Source organism: Aeribacillus sp. FSL K6-1305, from assembly GCF_038050115.1.
In the GTDB taxonomy this organism is placed as follows: domain Bacteria; phylum Bacillota; class Bacilli; order Bacillales; family Aeribacillaceae; genus Aeribacillus; species Aeribacillus composti.
In genome coordinates this window covers 299222-316515 of the sequence record NZ_JBBOQV010000002.1, presented here as the reverse complement: position 1 = coordinate 316515, position 17294 = coordinate 299222, and the positions used below count along the sequence as shown (strand labels likewise).

15 protein-coding genes are annotated in these 17294 nt (G+C 36.5%); 11 read left to right on the top strand and 4 right to left on the bottom strand.

The features are described 5' to 3' along the window. Positions 1-539: 539 nt before the first annotated feature. Complete coding sequence (locus NST97_RS11285) at positions 540-1790, bottom strand: IS4 family transposase (protein WP_339192832.1); 1251 nt, start codon at positions 1788-1790, stop codon at positions 540-542. Between the two features lie 1041 nt (positions 1791-2831). On the opposite strand from NST97_RS11285, the gene NST97_RS11280 reads away from it, so the two are divergent. Next, on the top strand, positions 2832-3632 hold the full coding sequence (locus tag NST97_RS11280) for an SDR family oxidoreductase (protein WP_094244330.1): 801 nt from the start codon (positions 2832-2834) through the stop codon (positions 3630-3632). Positions 3633-3748: 116 nt separating this feature from the next. Further along, complete coding sequence (locus NST97_RS11275) at positions 3749-4279, top strand: HTH domain-containing protein (RefSeq protein ID WP_341343244.1); 531 nt, start codon at positions 3749-3751, stop codon at positions 4277-4279. A 360-nt stretch (positions 4280-4639) separates the two neighbouring features. Here NST97_RS11275 and NST97_RS11270 read toward each other — a convergent pair whose 3' ends face one another. Next, positions 4640-6001 (bottom strand): IS4 family transposase, encoded by a 1362-nt coding sequence (locus tag NST97_RS11270; protein ID WP_341343243.1) that lies wholly within the window; start codon positions 5999-6001, stop codon positions 4640-4642. Between the two features lie 190 nt (positions 6002-6191). Between NST97_RS11270 and NST97_RS11265 the strand changes: the two genes are divergently transcribed. From NST97_RS11265 to NST97_RS11255, 3 genes are all read left to right on the top strand, one after another. Beyond that, positions 6192-6743, top strand: a complete 552-nt coding sequence (locus NST97_RS11265; protein WP_341343242.1) for a glutathione peroxidase — start codon at positions 6192-6194, stop codon at positions 6741-6743. 573 nt (positions 6744-7316) lie between these two features. Next, a complete protein-coding gene (locus NST97_RS11260; protein WP_341343241.1) occupies positions 7317-8288 on the top strand; it encodes an MBL fold metallo-hydrolase in 972 nt (323 codons plus the stop codon). Positions 8289-8404: 116 nt separating this feature from the next. Beyond that, on the top strand, positions 8405-9367 hold the full coding sequence (locus NST97_RS11255; protein WP_341343240.1) for an endonuclease I family protein: 963 nt from the start codon (positions 8405-8407) through the stop codon (positions 9365-9367). A gap of 382 nt (positions 9368-9749) precedes the next feature. Here the strand turns inward: NST97_RS11255 and NST97_RS11250 are convergent, their stop codons facing one another. Next, positions 9750-9917 carry a hypothetical protein gene (locus tag NST97_RS11250; protein ID WP_157727840.1) on the bottom strand — a complete coding sequence of 56 codons (168 nt, stop codon included), beginning with the start codon at positions 9915-9917 and terminating at the stop codon, positions 9750-9752. Positions 9918-9919: 2 nt separating this feature from the next. Next, positions 9920-11056 (bottom strand): carbon-nitrogen hydrolase family protein, encoded by a 1137-nt coding sequence (locus tag NST97_RS11245; protein ID WP_341343239.1) that lies wholly within the window; start codon positions 11054-11056, stop codon positions 9920-9922. A 715-nt stretch (positions 11057-11771) separates the two neighbouring features. On the opposite strand from NST97_RS11245, the gene NST97_RS11240 reads away from it, so the two are divergent. The 6 genes from NST97_RS11240 (at position 11772) to NST97_RS11215 (ending at position 17291) form a co-directional block, all read left to right on the top strand. Next, the gene (locus tag NST97_RS11240) at positions 11772-13823 is read left to right on the top strand and encodes a BglG family transcription antiterminator (protein WP_063388869.1); all 2052 of its coding nucleotides are present in this window, start codon (positions 11772-11774) and stop codon (positions 13821-13823) included. Between the two features lie 34 nt (positions 13824-13857). Continuing rightward, positions 13858-14337: a PTS sugar transporter subunit IIA gene (locus NST97_RS11235; protein ID WP_082829602.1), complete on the top strand. Its 480-nt coding sequence runs from the start codon at positions 13858-13860 to the stop codon at positions 14335-14337. Between the two features lies 1 nt (position 14338). After that, complete coding sequence (locus tag NST97_RS11230; protein WP_063388867.1) at positions 14339-14623, top strand: PTS sugar transporter subunit IIB; 285 nt, start codon at positions 14339-14341, stop codon at positions 14621-14623. A 45-nt stretch (positions 14624-14668) separates the two neighbouring features. Further along, positions 14669-15931 (top strand): PTS galactitol transporter subunit IIC, encoded by a 1263-nt coding sequence (locus NST97_RS11225; RefSeq protein ID WP_063388866.1) that lies wholly within the window; start codon positions 14669-14671, stop codon positions 15929-15931. Between the two features lie 38 nt (positions 15932-15969). Continuing rightward, positions 15970-17004 (top strand): zinc-binding dehydrogenase, encoded by a 1035-nt coding sequence (locus tag NST97_RS11220; protein WP_063388865.1) that lies wholly within the window; start codon positions 15970-15972, stop codon positions 17002-17004. Between the two features lie 104 nt (positions 17005-17108). Continuing rightward, positions 17109-17291 carry a hypothetical protein gene (locus tag NST97_RS11215; RefSeq protein ID WP_066251194.1) on the top strand — a complete coding sequence of 61 codons (183 nt, stop codon included), beginning with the start codon at positions 17109-17111 and terminating at the stop codon, positions 17289-17291. Positions 17292-17294: the final 3 nt, after the last annotated feature.

Genomic DNA, 17294 nt, shown 5'->3' with positions numbered 1-17294 from the left:
TATGTTCTTCATGGAAAATCTTTTGCCTTCAACATCCTCGCTCTCAGATAATTTGGAAGTGTTGACTGCTACATAATATGTTCCCGTTTTATCTATAGCTATATGAAATTTCTCCTCAAATTTTTGATTAAGCTTGATTTCGTCTTTATATAAAACTCTGTTTGATGTTTAATCTTTTGAATAAATTACTTCACCTCGTTTATCCTTTATAATGAACGATTCTATTATTGGTTTACTATGAAATAAAGTTGTTTCAGTTCCGTTATTTTTAAAAGCTGCAATGATATCAAATTCTTGTTTGTTTTTAAACGCTTTGGGGACTTTTAATTTCAGCTCAAAATTTCCGTAACTTGCAGTTTTCTCATCTTTCTTTAATTCATTTCAGTAGCGTTGCATAAAAAAATTTAATGTTTGTCAAGCTCAATAAAAATTCCAGTTATTTCATGTAACTGAATATTCAGACATACAATCTTTCTAAGCAAGCTTAAAAGGACAATGACGTCTTAATCGGCAGTCCATTTCCACAATTTGGTAATATATTACAGAAACATTGGATCATAAACTAAATCGTCTAGGTGTTCCACCTCCCCTTCTTCAAATTGGTACACGATGGTTTCAAAATCTTTTTCCCAATGGTATTTTTTCCGACCGTTGGACGTTCGAATTGGCTTTTTAAAAAGGGAGCGAACAAAACAGTCAAAACCTTTAAAAAGCAGATTCTGTAAAGTTCGCTTGATCTCTAATAAAGGACCATCGTGATTCACTTTTAATTGGAGCATGGCCTGTAAGCAATAGGTGATTAGGGCGATCCAAATTTGATTGTAAACGGCATTTTGACTTTTTCCATAAAATCTTTTTATCTTAAGGTGCTGTTTCATCCATTTAAAGAAGGTCTCTATCTTCCAGCGATATCGGTATAAATCTGCAATCTCTTCCGCAGAAAGATCAAAGCAATTGGTTATGATGATCACGGGATTCCCTTCGCTGTCGACCGTTTCGATCAATCGGAGAGGATGAGTCATTTTGGTATGATTACGGTCATTTCCTAAAATGACAATCTGATCCCTATAAATCAAACGTTCTGGATTGGGAATCCGTTCCGATAAAACTTCAATCTCTGCGTTCTTTTTAAGCCGGGTAATGAATCGCACCCCTTCTCGGCATAAGCGGTCGAACTGTTTGTAATCGACATACCCTCGATCAAACAAGTAAATCGCATTTGGATCGATTTCAATGAGTTCGTCCATCTGTGTGCGATCGGCATGTTTCGCGGGTAAGATAATCCCTTGATCCGGAACAGTGATATCCTTCGTTACAACAACCTTTAAATGGAGTCGAACACCAGCCTTTGTCTTACGAAAAGTTGCCCATGGATATTGGCTCAAACTCATGCTCATCGTGGTAGAATCAATGACCAGAAGACGACCAATGTTTCGGATGATCGGGGCATTTTTCATTTGCCCTTGGATCTTTAAGACCAGATATTTAAATACTTTTTCAAACAGTTGAGGGGATAATTGGCCTAATTTGCGAGAAAGTTGCGAAGTACTAATTGCATCAAATTCCAGATATGTCTGCAACTCTTCCTTGTCTTTCAAATGTTTGGCCAATTTTGTTAAGCTTTCCAATTCGTTTAACTGAGCGATGATACAAAGTTGTAAAAACTTATACGCCGTTAATTTTTTAATGTATTTGTCAACGTCAATCACATTAATTAGTTTTGAAAAAGTTATTGGATCGATCTCTTTAAATAGTTCATTTATTGTGGATTCTGTGGTATTCTTATCCATAATGGTTTCTCCTTATTCTTAGGATTTGGATAGGACTGCCAATCCTAATTATAAGGAGTTTTTTTTTATCCAAAAAGATGAAATTTAACATAAAATTGGGCTTGACAAATTAAAATTAACTTAATGCAATGCTACTGAATTCATTTACATTATTGCAGCCAACCAAAAAAACATAATGAATAATAAAATAATGTTGCGCAATCTTTTCACTCCTGAATCTATATTCATTTAAAACTAGTCTAATTCCTAATTGGGCATTAGTAGGTATATAAATGATGACCTCACTTAATATTCCTATAAGTCTATTTTGCCGCTCACAAGTAATGCAGCTTGTCTCATTCCCTTACGTATGATGCCATAATAAACTTTTTTGTAATATTATGTAAATAAAAATCTGCAAATTAGAGTAATTCAAAAGCATCAAATCTTGCAAATTCAGTCCACACATTTGATAGTGTAAAAAAGAAAACATGAAGACTGCTTCCCGTTAGTGAATACAAGGAGGGATACAATCGTGGTTCAACACCCATTGCCTTTGAAATGATAAGTTTTGCATCGTTTTTTGACTAAAAATTAGGGATTTATAGTCTAATCCTTCATTTGATAAGAAAGATTATTTTTTTCGTTTATAAATCATAGATTTCCTGTAGTCTAAAATTCATGCAATAAAAATAAAACAATACGATTCATTCATATATTTATCAGCTGCTGAAAGCGTGCGGTTTACACCATTTTGCTTTCATGAACGAATATCGCTTCGTTACGTCGTGCGTTTGCGTTCATTACGGTATTTCCTCTGGAACGCTGAACGTCTTTTTCTCGTTACTCCGTACTTTTATATGTCTTTTGGCTTATAGTCGCCCTTGAAAGCAGGTAAGACTTTCTTTCATTTCTACAGCTCCAATCTGTTTCCGCCGTTTTGTCCGCTCATGCACCACTTTTCAATTTTAAGTGAAAAACTGTGTATTAAATGAAAGGTTAAAACATTTTACACTAAAAGCATCTAATGAGCAGAGATTAGATCAAAAGGAGGAGATCGTAATGAGTGACTCATGGCTTGAATTAGAAGGAAAGGTGGCGATTGTAACAGGCGGCGCTTCCGGGATCGGATTACATATCACAAACGAACTGATCCGAAATGGGGCAAAAGTTGTTGTAGCCGATTTAAATGGAGAAAAAGGACCGCAAGATAATGGTTCTTATTTTCTAAAATGTGACGTTACAAAAAAAGAAAGCGTTGACAAAATGGTGGCAGAAACCGTGAAATTATTCGGCTCAGTGGATATTTTAGTAAATAATGCCGGAGTCAACCTGCCAAGATTGTTAGTCGATGTCAAAGGTGAAAAACCTGAATACGAGTTGAATGAGAAAGATTTTGACTTTATGGTAGCTGTCAATCAAAAAGGTCCTTACCTTTGTGCACAGGCGTCTGCCAGGGAAATGATTAAACAAAATAAAGGAGTGATTATCAATATTGCTTCCGAAGCCGGACAGGAAGGATCATCTGGTCAAAGCTGCTATGCCGCCACAAAGGGAGCATTAATAGCTTTCACTCGTTCGTGGGCAAAAGAACTCGGCAAATACAATATCCGGGTTGTTGCGGTGGCGCCTGGTATCAACGAACCGACAGGCTTGACGTCAGATGCTTATAATGAAGCGCTTGCCTATACTCGAGGCGTCACAGTTGATCAATTGTCAACGGATTACAGCAATTCCATTCCTCTTGGGCGTCCGGGTAAACTAAAGGAAATAGCCGATTTAGTTTCTTACTTGGCTTCAGACCGCGCAAGTTATATTACTGGTACGACAGTTAATATTTCTGGAGGCAAATCCCGCGGTTAAGATCACAGGAGCCTAAAAAAATGGTCCTATAACGAAATATCACAAAATTCCAATCACTACCTTTGACTGATAGACGAAACTATGTCACTTTATTTTTACGTAAAAGGTGGTGAATATTGTTGGATTTTACAATTGATGGCCGTGTTGTTCAAATGCTAGAAACGTTTCAAAAAAAATCCTATTGTTCTTTGGATTATCTTGCCAACTCATTGGGAGTCAGCACGAGAACAATCCGCAATTATATTAAGCAGCTTAACAGTGAACTGAATGGGATTGCAGCCATCAAAAACGAAAAGGGAAAAGGCTACCATTTGTTTATTGAAGATGGGCATAGGTTTGATGATTTCATTGAAACCGTTTCTAAGAAGAAAAACATGCTGGATTCATCACAAAGGCGTATCGCTTTTATCATTGATCGATTAATCAACAGCAAAGGAAGGAATACGCTGGATGAGCTCGCTTTTGACATGAATCTGGGGAGAACAACTCTTGTAAATGAAATAAAAAAAGCTGCCGTAGCGTTGGAATCTTACAATTTAGCCATTCATGGAAAACCGAACAGCGGGATGATCTGCAGGCGGGAGCTTAAGATGAAAGGAAAGATTGGACAAAAAATCCAGCTGGCACTAGTGGTTGAATACTTATAAGTAAGGAACGGTTGAAGGAGACACTTTAACACAAGAAATGAATGAAGGAATTAGTGAGTGTATCTAATTACAACTTAAATGCGAGCGCCGGAAAATACTCAATACTTGTGAAGGCTCGAGTTATTTACAAAGAGGAAACATATATTTTCAAAAATTAATGGATTCTGCCGAGAGCTCCCAAATTTTTATAGTAAAGGAGGACTAAGGCAGCCATTCTAAAAACATCAATGCTTCAAATTGAAAAAATAGGCGGGTATTCACCTTCATTTTTTTCGTTTCAGGCAAAAAGTTTCCAAATTTGTAACTGAGAGCAATTTTTTTGCGTGATAATATTTTTATATTATAATAATTATAACTTACTCAACTTTCGCACACAGAAATATTTAAGCATTGCTTGATATAATTAGGTATAGTGGCCAACCATTTATTCATTTGATTTTTAAAGATGTCCATGTTCAAAGAAACCTCGGCTTCCGCCAAAGTTTGGAAAAGGTCAATAAGTGATTGAAGGGCAGTAATAAAATCTATGTCTTTTACATCTTCGCAAAGGATGTAAAAAAGGTTGCCAATCGTCTTAGGATCCTCCTCTTTTCGCATTTGCCAAGCAATGAGAATATATCGTGTAAAAACAATGGTTGTATGGCTAATTAACATGTCGTAGGAACGTCCCTGGAATTCTTTCTCTAAATTTAAAAGGGATTTATTGCATTTGAAGAAGACTTCAATGTCCCAACGCATGCCGTAAATACGAATGATCTCTTCATTTTCTAATGTTGTATCTGTGCTGAGAATGGCAAGCCATTCGCTCCGTTTATTACGGTTTCGTACAAATAGAATTTTTACTGGAATTCCATTGTCTAAAGTAGCATAAACGGATCCGAGAATGTCTTTTTTACCCATGTGAGGTTTTGCCAATTTGTAAAGTTGATTCAGTGTGAAACGTTCACCATTGTAAACGTATCGCTGCTTTAATTGCTTCACCATGCCAATGACAAATAACCCTTTGTTCGTAATCTTCTCAATTAAAGGCGCTTGTGTAAACCAGGAATCCATGAGAACATAGTCAGCTATAATCCCTTTTTCAAGCGCATGATCAAGTAAAGCTGAAGCCACGTCCGGTTTTGATTTCAGAGCTTCCTGGCGACGCTTATAGCCAGATGTTCGTTTATCAATATTGGTATTGATTTCTTGCAGGCGACTTTCCTTTTTCGGTGAACTTAGAAGAGCAAAATCAACGGGAATAAAAGTAAAACTATCGGTCCAGCCAAGGGTAAGCATTTGAAACCCTTTCAAGTACTGATGGGTAGAGTGATCAAAAACCTTAGCCAACAGTTCAACCGACTTACTACGGTTTCTTGAAAAGACAGAATCATCAATCACAAAAGCTGTGACACGATCTTTTGAAGTTAATGGTTGAAGCAGACGGATCATTTCACTGCTTAATGAAAGCAGAAACTTTCTCCAATGATAGGTTGGTGTATTTAAAAAGCGATAGACTGTATCCTTTCCGGGCAGATCCTGAGATCGTTTACTCATAAAAGCACGAAACCAGTTCTTATATTGGAAGACTAAAAGAAAAATCAGTTTGAAAACAGTAAGACAAGAATACCCGGAAAGTTTCGTAATATTCGCTTTTCTTAAATGATATCCAATATTTAATTCGGAAAATCCTTGTTTAATTTCTTTTGGTAATTGCGCAAAGTAGTCTTTATTCGTTATCATAGTGGTGACACCTTTCTTTTGGATTTGGTTTCGTCACCAATATTTTACCAAAAGAATAGGTGTCTTTCTTTATGTTTTAAAAAATGTCAAATGATAATTTTGTACTTCCCAAAACCATTTACATCAAGCATTTAAACAAGATTTTGGACTGCGAAAGCTGAGTAACTTAATAATAAAAGAGGTGTTTCCCATGTCTATTTATCAATTTGAAGTAGAAAAAGCAAACGGCGAAAAAGTTTCTTTAGCAGAATTTAAAGGAAAAGTGCTCTTAGTGGTGAACACCGCTAGTAAATGTCGATTTACATACCAGTTTGAAGAATTGCAGAAGCTATATAAAAAATATCATGATCAAGGTTTTGAAATACTAGGATTTCCATGCAACCAGTTTGATCAACAGGAGCCGGGAACAAGCGATGAAGCAGCTTCTTTTTGCCAATTAAATTATGGCGTCACATTCCCGATGTTTGCAAAAATCGACGTGAACGGAAAAAACGCTCATCCATTATTCGAATATTTGAAAAATGAGGCGCCGTTCCGCGGATTTGATGAATCGAATACGGCAGAAAAACTATTAAAAATCAAACTAGCGAATGAATACCCTGAATGGCTGGTTGGCAACGATATTAAATGGAATTTTACAAAATATTTAATTGATGAAAACGGCCAAGTCGTGAATAGATATGAACCATGGGACGAACCGATTGATTTTGAGCAAGATATTCAGAAATTATTGAAAAACTAATTCCGGTTGAATCGTTTTTTCATTCGACCGGATTTATTTTATGTATAAGAATGCTAGCAAGAAGCTGCTAGTTCTTTTGCCTGTTTCGGACCTAGATCAACATGTAAAAAAGAATTTATGAATTTTAATGTTCAAGCAGATTTCCCTTTTCCATTGAAAATAAGGAAGAGGGTTATTTATTTCTCAGTAAAGAGCTTTGGTATTTAATATGAAGCGCGTCAATTTACAGTACCTTATCGGCCGGTTGGCGATGGGGATTTTTGATGTAAAATTAGCGTGAAATCAGCGGCCGTACTACCGGATCTATATTTGTTATTGCCTTACATGTTACAAATGGAAAATAAATTGGCAGCCTCTCTTTTACAAACCTTTTTAAAAAAACATATAATATGTTTATACAGTTCTAAATTTTCCAAAGGGTATGGCAAAAATGGGGATTTGGTTAAAGTAAGCGTCTGCACTGCAAGGACTGAAACAAATCACATAACTCTTTTTTTCGCTTTGTATCAAATTTTAAAGTCGGGGGTTTTAAGCGGTTTATTTGGTTCGTCAAAACAAAGGGGGAGTAAAAATATGGAGCTTCGCAAGCAAAATTATGAAATCATCCCGATTATCGTCGATGTTCCGTCTAATTTAAGAACGATCAACTTTTTTTTAGTGAAAGCAAAAGAATCCCTTGCTTTAATAGATGCTGGTTTGGATCATGAGGCTTGTTGGAATGCATTGTTGGAAACGCTGCAAAAAAACGGGTTGGCTTTGCATGACTTAACCGAAATCATTTTAACTCACAACCATATAGATCATGTCGGATTAGTGAATCGAATCATTGCGGATCACCCCATTCAAGTTTATGCCCACAAAAATGCGATCCCGCGCTTAAAGAGAGACCGCCAATTTCTTGAGATGAGGGTGGAGTTTTTTTCTAAATTATATGAGGAAATGGGATGTCATGAAGCAGGGAGAAAGCAGGTCGATTATTTAAAAGAATCGATTGTGAAAAACAGAAAACTTGCTATCCAAGCGGAGATCATTCCAGTCGAGAGCAGCCATTTGGATTTTCAAATTGTCGAGGTGCCCGGACATGCTCCGGATCAAATTGCGCTGTATGATCCAAAGCATCGTTGGATGATTTCAGGTGATTTGCTGATTCAGCATATATCCAGCAACGCACTTGTCGAACCCGATTCTTTTGGACGGCGGATGCCGACTTTACTCCAGCATAAACATTCTTTAGAGAAAGTTTCGGATTTGCCTCTTGATCTCGTATTTCCGGGACACGGTGTATTCATTCAAGACCCGAAAGATTTAATAAATAAAAGATTAAAAGGGATTGAGAAAAAAGCAGAAAAAATTATGAATCTCATTTTAAACGGGGTAACAACCGCGAGCGGTCTAGCCCAAGCCTATTATGGAAATAAGTATTCGGAGCAGTTTTCGCTTGTGATGTCTGAAATTATAGGACATCTAGATTATTTGGAATTAAACGGAAAAATTAGAAAGAAGATGGAAAAAGGAGTTTGGCATTATTCCATTAATAAAGAATAATAGAAGGTTTTTGATTGGCTGTTGACGATGAAAATTTTTTCTTGTATTTCGCAAGCTGCAAAAGTAACAAAGTTTCATTGTTTGCAAGCATGATACTAATTATTGAGGTATGAGGAATGATGGGAAGAAAAAGGAGAAAAGATGCACCTTTAATTAAAAATATTGCAGAGCACAAGGAGTGGCAGAAAAAAGATCGTACTCGGACATCTCTTACTCTTTTGCAGAATCAGGAAAAAATCCGCCAAAACACGAAGTTTTATTATGATCCAGAAAAAGATAAAAAAGATATAGAGCATTATTACAAAAATGTCATCGGAAAAGAAATCAAGGGGCTGAACCTATTTTACCATTATCATAATCTAGTGAAAAAAACACATAAAAATCAGCTGCCGTATTTTATATGCAAAGATCATTATTTGTATACGTGGGTCGATTTGCAGCCGGATGGAACAGTGAAAAGCATCTATTCTGGCGAAAAAAGCGATCCTAGCCGAATCATACAAGAAGATTTCGAAATAATTCAAAAAAGATATGAGCAATTTCAAGCTCTTTTAGAAATAGTCAGCAAAAAGGACATTTCTTTATTGAAAAAGATGAAAAGCATTGACTTGCGTTTAAAATATAATACAGAACATATTGTTCCGCAGTCTTGGTTTCATGCACGGGAACCGATGAAAAGCGATTTGCATCATTTATTTGTTTGTCATCCGGAGTGCAATGTCAAACGATCCAATTATCCTTTTCATGATTTTTCTTTTTATCAGCCGGAATCGCCAAAAGAAAAAATCCGCAATCGCTGCGGAGTTGTCAAAGACGGCCGATTCGAACCGGAACATGGCAAAGGTACTGTTGCGAGAGCAATGATGTATTTTTTATTGCGATACCCGAATGAAATAAAAAAAAGCAGCCTTAAACAAATTAATCTTTCTTTACTGATTCACTGGCATGAATCGTTTCCCGTTTCCATCTATGAAAAGCATCGGAACCAATCGATTTATTATATACAGGGAAACCGCAATCCTTTTATAGACTTTCAAGAGTTAGCGTATAAAATAAAGTTTCCGTTTCGTATTGGATAAATGTGGCGGTCTAGGAATCGTGAAATCATAGACTATAGGAACATACTTAGAGCCCCTCGTTTTGCAAAATAATCACAAGAAGAGCCGTTCTTTCGAAATGTCGATTGTAAAGTTCCTGATTTTTTTACTTAACTCTGAGCTAAAATTTCAAGAAGCTCTTTCCATACAAGATGACGGTCAATGGCAGCTTGCGGTCAGAAGCATTTCGGATTTTGTTTGTCCCTGTTTTTTTGCAACCTGCTGATCCATAATGGTTGCTGGTCGGCGATTTATAATGAAGAACAGCCGAATGTTCGTTCGTTTGAAAAATTGGCTATATTTCTGTCATTCAGACAAACTCCCTAGTTTCGAGGAAAACAAGGGAGTTTTTGTGTGCATATGCTTATAATGATTGACTTTTTCCCTTAGGCAACGCTTCACTATCTGCTTGCTCTTGTTTGTTCGTAACTAAAGTACGATCATTGATATTATATTTGAAATACGTTACTTTTGATTTTGTCACATCATAAGTGTGAACACCAGAATTCGGACCGAAAGAACAAAGACACATGGTTAATTCCCCCTTGTAAATGCATGAACGGCTTCGCGCTGAATTTCTGATAATCTTCTGCTGAGCTCATCTGATTCACTGCTTCGAAGATTTTGTTCTAATTGCTTTAACAAGTTCATTATTTGATCAACAGATTGTTGATCATGACCACTTCTATTCTTCGGATTACTAATGTTATTGGCATTGTTCATATCTCGGAGCACTTTATAAGGCTCGCGGTTTAACAGAAGACTAGTCACATCAGGTCGTGAATAATGTCCGGTGGCATCGTGCCAATGTGCCATATCAGCAATTAATTTCATATCAACTTCAGCGTACAAAATACCTTCCTTTCCTTTTAAAGGACCGGATAATATCGAACCACCGGGTGCGATAATCGCCGTCCAGCCCCCTCCAGGCTTTATCCACTCTTTTTGATAATCAATCTGTGTTAACTTTTCCACATTGTCCTTGTCGACTGTACTTTGACAATTGATAACAAAACATCCGCCTACTTGAGCATGATAACGCGCAGATAGTTCAGTAGACATATCAAATAATGTATCCCAACCCGTTATACTTGAAAATCCTACCCATACGGCACAATGCAGCTGGGAGCGTTGTGCGATAAGGGAATGACGTACCAAATCCATAGTATGCTCCCAGCAGACCAGCCCGCTCATTCGTCCCAGCTCTGTGTCATAAACATTAAGATAACTTCCATCTCCCATGCCCCAATGAACACGCTTAACATGAGTCGGCACCAATTTCCTGTGTTTGCCAAAAATTTTCCCTTTATTATCAATAAATAAAATTGTGTTATAGCATGTTTTGCCATCTCGCTCTGAAATACCAATAACGACATGTATATTATGTTTTCGTGCAGCTTCACATAAAGCATCAGTTGTTTTACTAGGTACTTCTACAGAATTGAGAAACCATTCCTTAAATAGTTCATGATACCACATTGGTGTTCCTAACCAGATGTGATACGGATAGCCAGGAATATAAGACTCAGGCAATACAACTAATTGAGCCCCTTGTTTCGCGGATTCTTCAATTAACGAAATAGCTTTTTCCAAGCATTTTTCCCTGTCATATAAAATCGAAGAGGCTTGTACGGCAGCAACCGTGAATTTCTCATTTGAAAAATCGCTCATCAGCTAATCCCACCCCATAGAATTTTTAATTATAAGAATAATTAGAATATACAGTAAATTTCATTTGAGTTCAATAAAAAAATGACGTTTTTTATACGAATGAATAATAAGAATTTGTATTATGATTTCATACATCTTTCCTTAATTTATGATAAAATATGGATTTTTTATAATTATATTTTAAAATTTAGATAAAATTTTAAATATTTTTCATTATGTTTCTTTTATGAAATTATAAATAACATTATGTAATTGTGTTAGTATATTAGCTGATTCCTAACAAGACGGTTAAGAAGAGCTCGTACATCCAAGGACATTCGATTTTACAGTAAGTGTCAAACGAATCCCGTCTTATCTTTTCCGGATGGACAGTTTTTTCGTCGCTGTTGATTACAAGCGACTGGGTAAGATCTTTGACCTTGTACTTCTTTATATTCTAAATCCTTGTTGGGAAGTCTATAGATAAATTAAATAAGTAATTGGATTTAAATCCATTTACTTGATGCAGCATCCATTTCGGACTGCCTTAATGCCTGAAAATGAGATTTATCAGAAGGAGGATGTCATTCGTTCAGAAGGTGTCCTTAATATTTGATAATAACGAGAACAGATCAGTTCATCCCAAAATTGTAAAGCGAAAATTCAAAAAAAGGAATGAAAGCGTAATCAATTTTAGGAAAAGTGGCCTAAAATTGTGCTTAGAAAGGAGGTACAAATGCTACTAGACATTCGAAGCAATTGTCTTTTGAAAGAAGTAATCAAAAATCCAAACATTAGTAGCAATGAACTTGCTCAAAAATTCAACTTGAGCAAGAGACAGATCAATTATAGTTTTTCCAAGATCAATGATTGGCTTTATGAACAAAATTTCCCTCAGATTGAAAGGACAAATCACGGCTATTTTGTTGTAGATCCGAGTTTACTAAAAGTATTGAGTGAAAAGGAAAATACTCAATCAGTCGATTTTTATGATTTATCGAAACTGCAGCGCGTCCATTTCATTATATTGATGATTTTAACGAGAATGGATGCCTTATCGTTGGCTCATTTCACATCTGAACTAAAAGTGAGCAAGAATACCGTTATTGACGATTTGAAAAAAGTAAAGGATATTGTCGAACAACACGGCCTTGAATACAAGTATTCAAGAAAATATGGATACGTCATTGAGGGAGACGAATTTCAATGCCGGAAACTGTTAATCTCTATCACGAACAGCATCTGGACAGCAGATCAAGGAAAAGAAAAGATCATTCAGATTTCGCAATTATCTGTAGATGAGTTAGAGGAATTTAAAAATCGCCTCGAAAAAGTGGAGGCATCGTTAAATCTGAAATTTACAGACGAAAAACTTGAGTTAATGCCTTATATTTTAATTTTTATTTTAAGAAGAATACGGAAAGGCCATCATATCGGTTCTTTTAACCTTAATTATAATGAGATTTCCGGCACAAAAGAATACTTGGCAACGGAAGAACTTTTGCATGATTTTCCAAATGTTTCAGAGGAAGAACGGCTCTTTATTACTCTGAATTTGCTGACAACGAATGTTTATTGGTCTAAAGAGGAGATTGATAAAGAAATTCCTGAATTAAAAAGCGCGCTAAGTCAAGTGATCGACAACTTTGAAAAAAATACGTTCATTTTTTTGAAGGATAAAGAGCAGCTTCTTCAAAAGCTCGTCCTTCATATGAAGCCCGCCTATTTTCGAATTAAATACAATTTAACTGATACAAATGATGTTCTTGATGATATCAATAAAAATTTCAAGGAATTGCATCATCTTGTTAAAAAATCGGTTAAACCGCTGGAAGATTTAATCGGTTCAGCTATTCCGGAAAGTGAGATTGCTTATTTAACAATTTTAATCGGCGGGTGGCTTTCCAGGCAGGGCGACAATATTAGCCAAAGAATGAAAGCCATAGTTGTCTGCCCAAAAGGAATATCAGTTTCCAGATTGATGTATGGGACGCTAAGAGAACTGTTTCCTGAATTTATTTTTCTTGATTCATTGTCTGTGCGCGAATTCCAACAATATGAAATGGATTATGACATTGTCTTTTCTCCAGTTTATTTGAAAACAAATAAAAAGTTCTTCCTTGTAGATCATTTTATTGGTGCTGAAGAAAAAAGACGATTGCGAAAAGAAGTGATGTCTGACTTATATGGGTTTGTACCTGAAGTAATAAATGTTGAAGAATTAATGGGAATTATTGAAAAGCATGCTGTCATTAAAAATAAAAAAGAGCTTTACAATGCGATTCAAAGCTATATTCACCAAGGCTCTAACAACAAGTTAGAAAATCATTCTATTAAAAATCCGAATTTATGCGATTTAATTACTCCTTCAACGATGATATTCCGCCATTCGGTTCGTAGTTGGGAAGAAGCGATTAAACTGGCGGCCCAGCCTTTGCTGAAGGATAAAAGCATTAAAGAACAATATGTTGAAGCAATGATCAAACATTGCCAATCAGATCCTTATTTTGTCATCAGTGAACATGTAGCTATTCCACATGCTTCACCTGATGAAGGAGTAAATCGTTTATCGATGAGCTTATTGAAATTGCGAAAAGGAGTAGCCTTTGAAAACTATCAGTCCATTAAGTTAATCATTGTGATTGCAGCTTTAGATAAAGATCAACATTTAAAAGCATTCATGCAATTAATGAATTTAGTGAGAAATGAACAGGATTTGAATAAAGTATTGAACGCACAAAGCATGAAAGACTTACATGAAGTTCTGAAATTATATGCACAAGAATAAAAGCTCTTTTATTAATGGAGTAGGTGATATACCAGTGATTGATTTGCATTTTGATGAATCTTTGATTTTTTGCGACTTAAAAGCGAAGGATCAGGAAGAAGTTTTGAAAGTAATGGGAAACCATCTTTACGAAAAAAACTTTGTAAAAGAGAGTTTTATAGATGCAATTATTGAGAGGGAAAAAACCTTTCCGACCGGTCTCCCAACTTCCAGTAATATATCTGTCGCCATTCCCCATACGGATTCCGTTCATGTCAATAAAAAGGCGATCAGCTTGGCGATACTAAAAGACGCTGTTGAGTTTGGAATCATGGGGGAGCAGGAGGCAAAAACTCCGGTAAAAATTGTGTTTTTATTAGCGATCGACAAGCAAAATTCTCATTTGAAAATTTTGCAAAAACTGATAAGCATCTTTCAAAACGAGGATGTCATCAAGTTTTTAACAACAGAAAAAAATAAAACATTAATCAAAACAAAAATTATAGAATGTTTAGATTTAAAGGAGATGAATTGAAATGAAGAAAAAACAAGTATTAGTCGCATGTGGTGCTGGAATTGCTACTTCAACTATTGTTAATGATGCGGTGCAACAGCTTTGCAAAGAACATAACATTGAATGTGAAATTATTCAAATAAAAATTACAGAAGTTGGTTCTTATGTGGACACGGCTGACTTATTAATTAGTACAACAATTGTACAGCAGGAGTACCCGTTCCCGGTTATTAATGCACGCGCTTTCTTAACAGGCATTGGACTGGATGAAGTGAAAAAAGAAATTTTGGAAGCGCTGAAAAATTAAACAAACGTTTGATTATTTTGGTAGGGGTTTAAGGAGGGGAAAAATATGCAAGGTTTTGTTGATGCGATACGAGCATTTTTAGATTTAGGTGCAACAGTTATTTTGCCCGTGGCGATTTTTATACTAGGGTTAATTTTCGGACAAAAACCCGGAAAAGCCTTTCGGGCCGGTTTGACGATTGGTGTTGCATTCGTAGGGATTTTCTTAGTAGTTGATCTTTTAGTCAATAATCTAGGGCCGGCAGCTCAAGGAATGGTTGATCGATTTGGAATCGAACTGAATGTTATTGATGTAGGTTGGCCGGCTGCTGCATCGATTTCTTGGGCCTCCCCAATTGCAGCCTTTATCATTCCTCTCGGATTGTTAGTAAATGTTTTGATGCTTGTGACAAAAACGACAAAAACAATGAATGTAGATATTTGGAATTTTTGGCATTACACTTTTACCGGTGCAATTGTATATACGTTATCAGGCAGTATTATTCAAGGCTTAATTGCCGCGGTATTATTCCAAATTGCTTGCTTGAAAATTGCAGATTGGACAGCTCCGATGCTTGATAAATATTTCGGGCTTCCGGGAATTTCTGTTGCAACGGGAAGCACGGTTTCATACGCAGTTCTTGGTATCCCATTGATCCAATTGATTCAAAAAATACCAGGTCTTAAAAATTTAAATGCTGATCCGGAAACGATTCAAAAAAGATTTGGGATCTTTGGTGAACCGATCTTTATGGGGCTAATTTTAGGTGTCGCATTAGGATTATTGGCTGGATATTCTGTCGGAGATACGATCGAAATCGGGATGTCTATGGCAGCAGTTATGGTGTTAATGCCGAGAATGGTGAAAATTTTAATGGAAGGTTTAATGCCGATTTCTGAATCAGCTAGAGAACTGCTTCAAAAGAAATTCGGCGCACAAAATATTTATATCGGGCTAGATGCTGCCGTTGCAATTGGTCACCCGTCCGTAATTTCAACAGCTCTTATTTTAGTACCGATCACAGTAGCAATCGCCATTATTTTACCTGGAAATAACGTTCTTCCGTTTGGGGACTTAGCTACCATTCCTTTCATTGTTGCATTTATTGTCGGTGCTGCAAGAGGAAACATTGTTCATTCGGTAATCGTTGGTACGTTGTTAATCGCCCTGTCACTGTACATGGCGACAGATTTGGCGGCGCTCCATACTGAGATGGCTGTAGAATCTAAATTTAACATGCCTGAAGGAGCGAGCAAAATCTCTAGTATCGACCAAGGTGGAAATCTGATCAATTACGTCATCTATAGAATTTTTGCGCTATTCAATTAATAGTCTCCAATATTGCAGCTTGCTGGAGGGATAAAGAAATGAAAGCTTTAGTAAAAAAAGAACTAGGATTTGGGAACTTGGAAATAGTAGATGTGGAAGAACCGAAAGTCGGACCGGATCAAGTCAAAATTTTAGTGAAATACAGCGGAATATGCGGTACGGACATTCATACGTATGAAGGACATTACAAAGTGAAAGCCCCCGTTACGTTAGGCCATGAATTTTCCGGTGTAGTAGCAGAAGTCGGGGAGAATGTAACTGAATTTCAGGTAGGAGATCGGGTAACCTCTGAAACTACTTATTATATATGCGGAACATGTAAATACTGTCAGTCCGGTGATTACAATTTATGCAGCAACAGAAAAGGGCTGGGCACGCAGCAAGATGGAAGCTTTGCAACCTATTTGATTGCACGTAAAGAAAGTGTTCATAAGCTTCCTGAAAATGTAGATTTTCTATCTGCAGCGATGACGGAGCCGCTTGCATGTGCACATCATGCAGTTAAGAAAGCTACGATTCATCAAGGTGATGTCGTTTTAGTACTCGGCCCCGGTCCGATTGGTTTATTAGTCGCTCAAGTCGTAAAAGATTTAGGAGCTAAAGTTATCATAACCGGATTAAGCAATGACAAGCTGCGGCTGGAAAAGGCAAAAGAGCTTGGACTGGATTATGCCGTAAACATTCAAGAAGAAGACGTCAAACAATTAGTCAATGAATTGACGGATGGCTACGGTGTAGACGCAGTATTTGAATGTACCGGTGCTGTACCTGCTTTGAACATGGGGCTCGATTTATTGAAAAAGAAAGGCCAATTTGTACAGGTTGGCATTTATGCAAAATCTGAAATCCCTATTGATATGGAAAAAATTATTCAAAAAGAAATTGTATTTACCGGATCTCGCAGTCAAAAACCAAGCGATTGGGAGCCGTCTTTAGCCTTGATGAATGAAAATAGAGTAAATACTAAAACACTTGTAACACATCAATTCAACATTTCTGAATGGGATAAAGCATACGAAGCAATTAAAAGCGGCGATGCAATTAAAGTTATTTTAACTCCTGTTCATGAATAATCAGTTGTTCCCCACCGCATAGCAGGTGGGGATATGTCTCATGTAAGTCTTGGCAAAGGGGAAGAAGTAAAGTATTGACAAACATGTCAATAAGAGGTGAAAAAATGATTGAGAGCATCATAGATTTTATTCTTGGACCGTATGGGAGAATGGTCAGCGATTTTTATATTGAACATCAATTTATCATAAATTCAATCGTGTTGGCAGTTGCATTTTACAAGCTTTTCAAAAATAAATCTAAAGGTGTTCGTTCGGAGCAAGATATGAAGGTTCATAACGAAAATTAAACC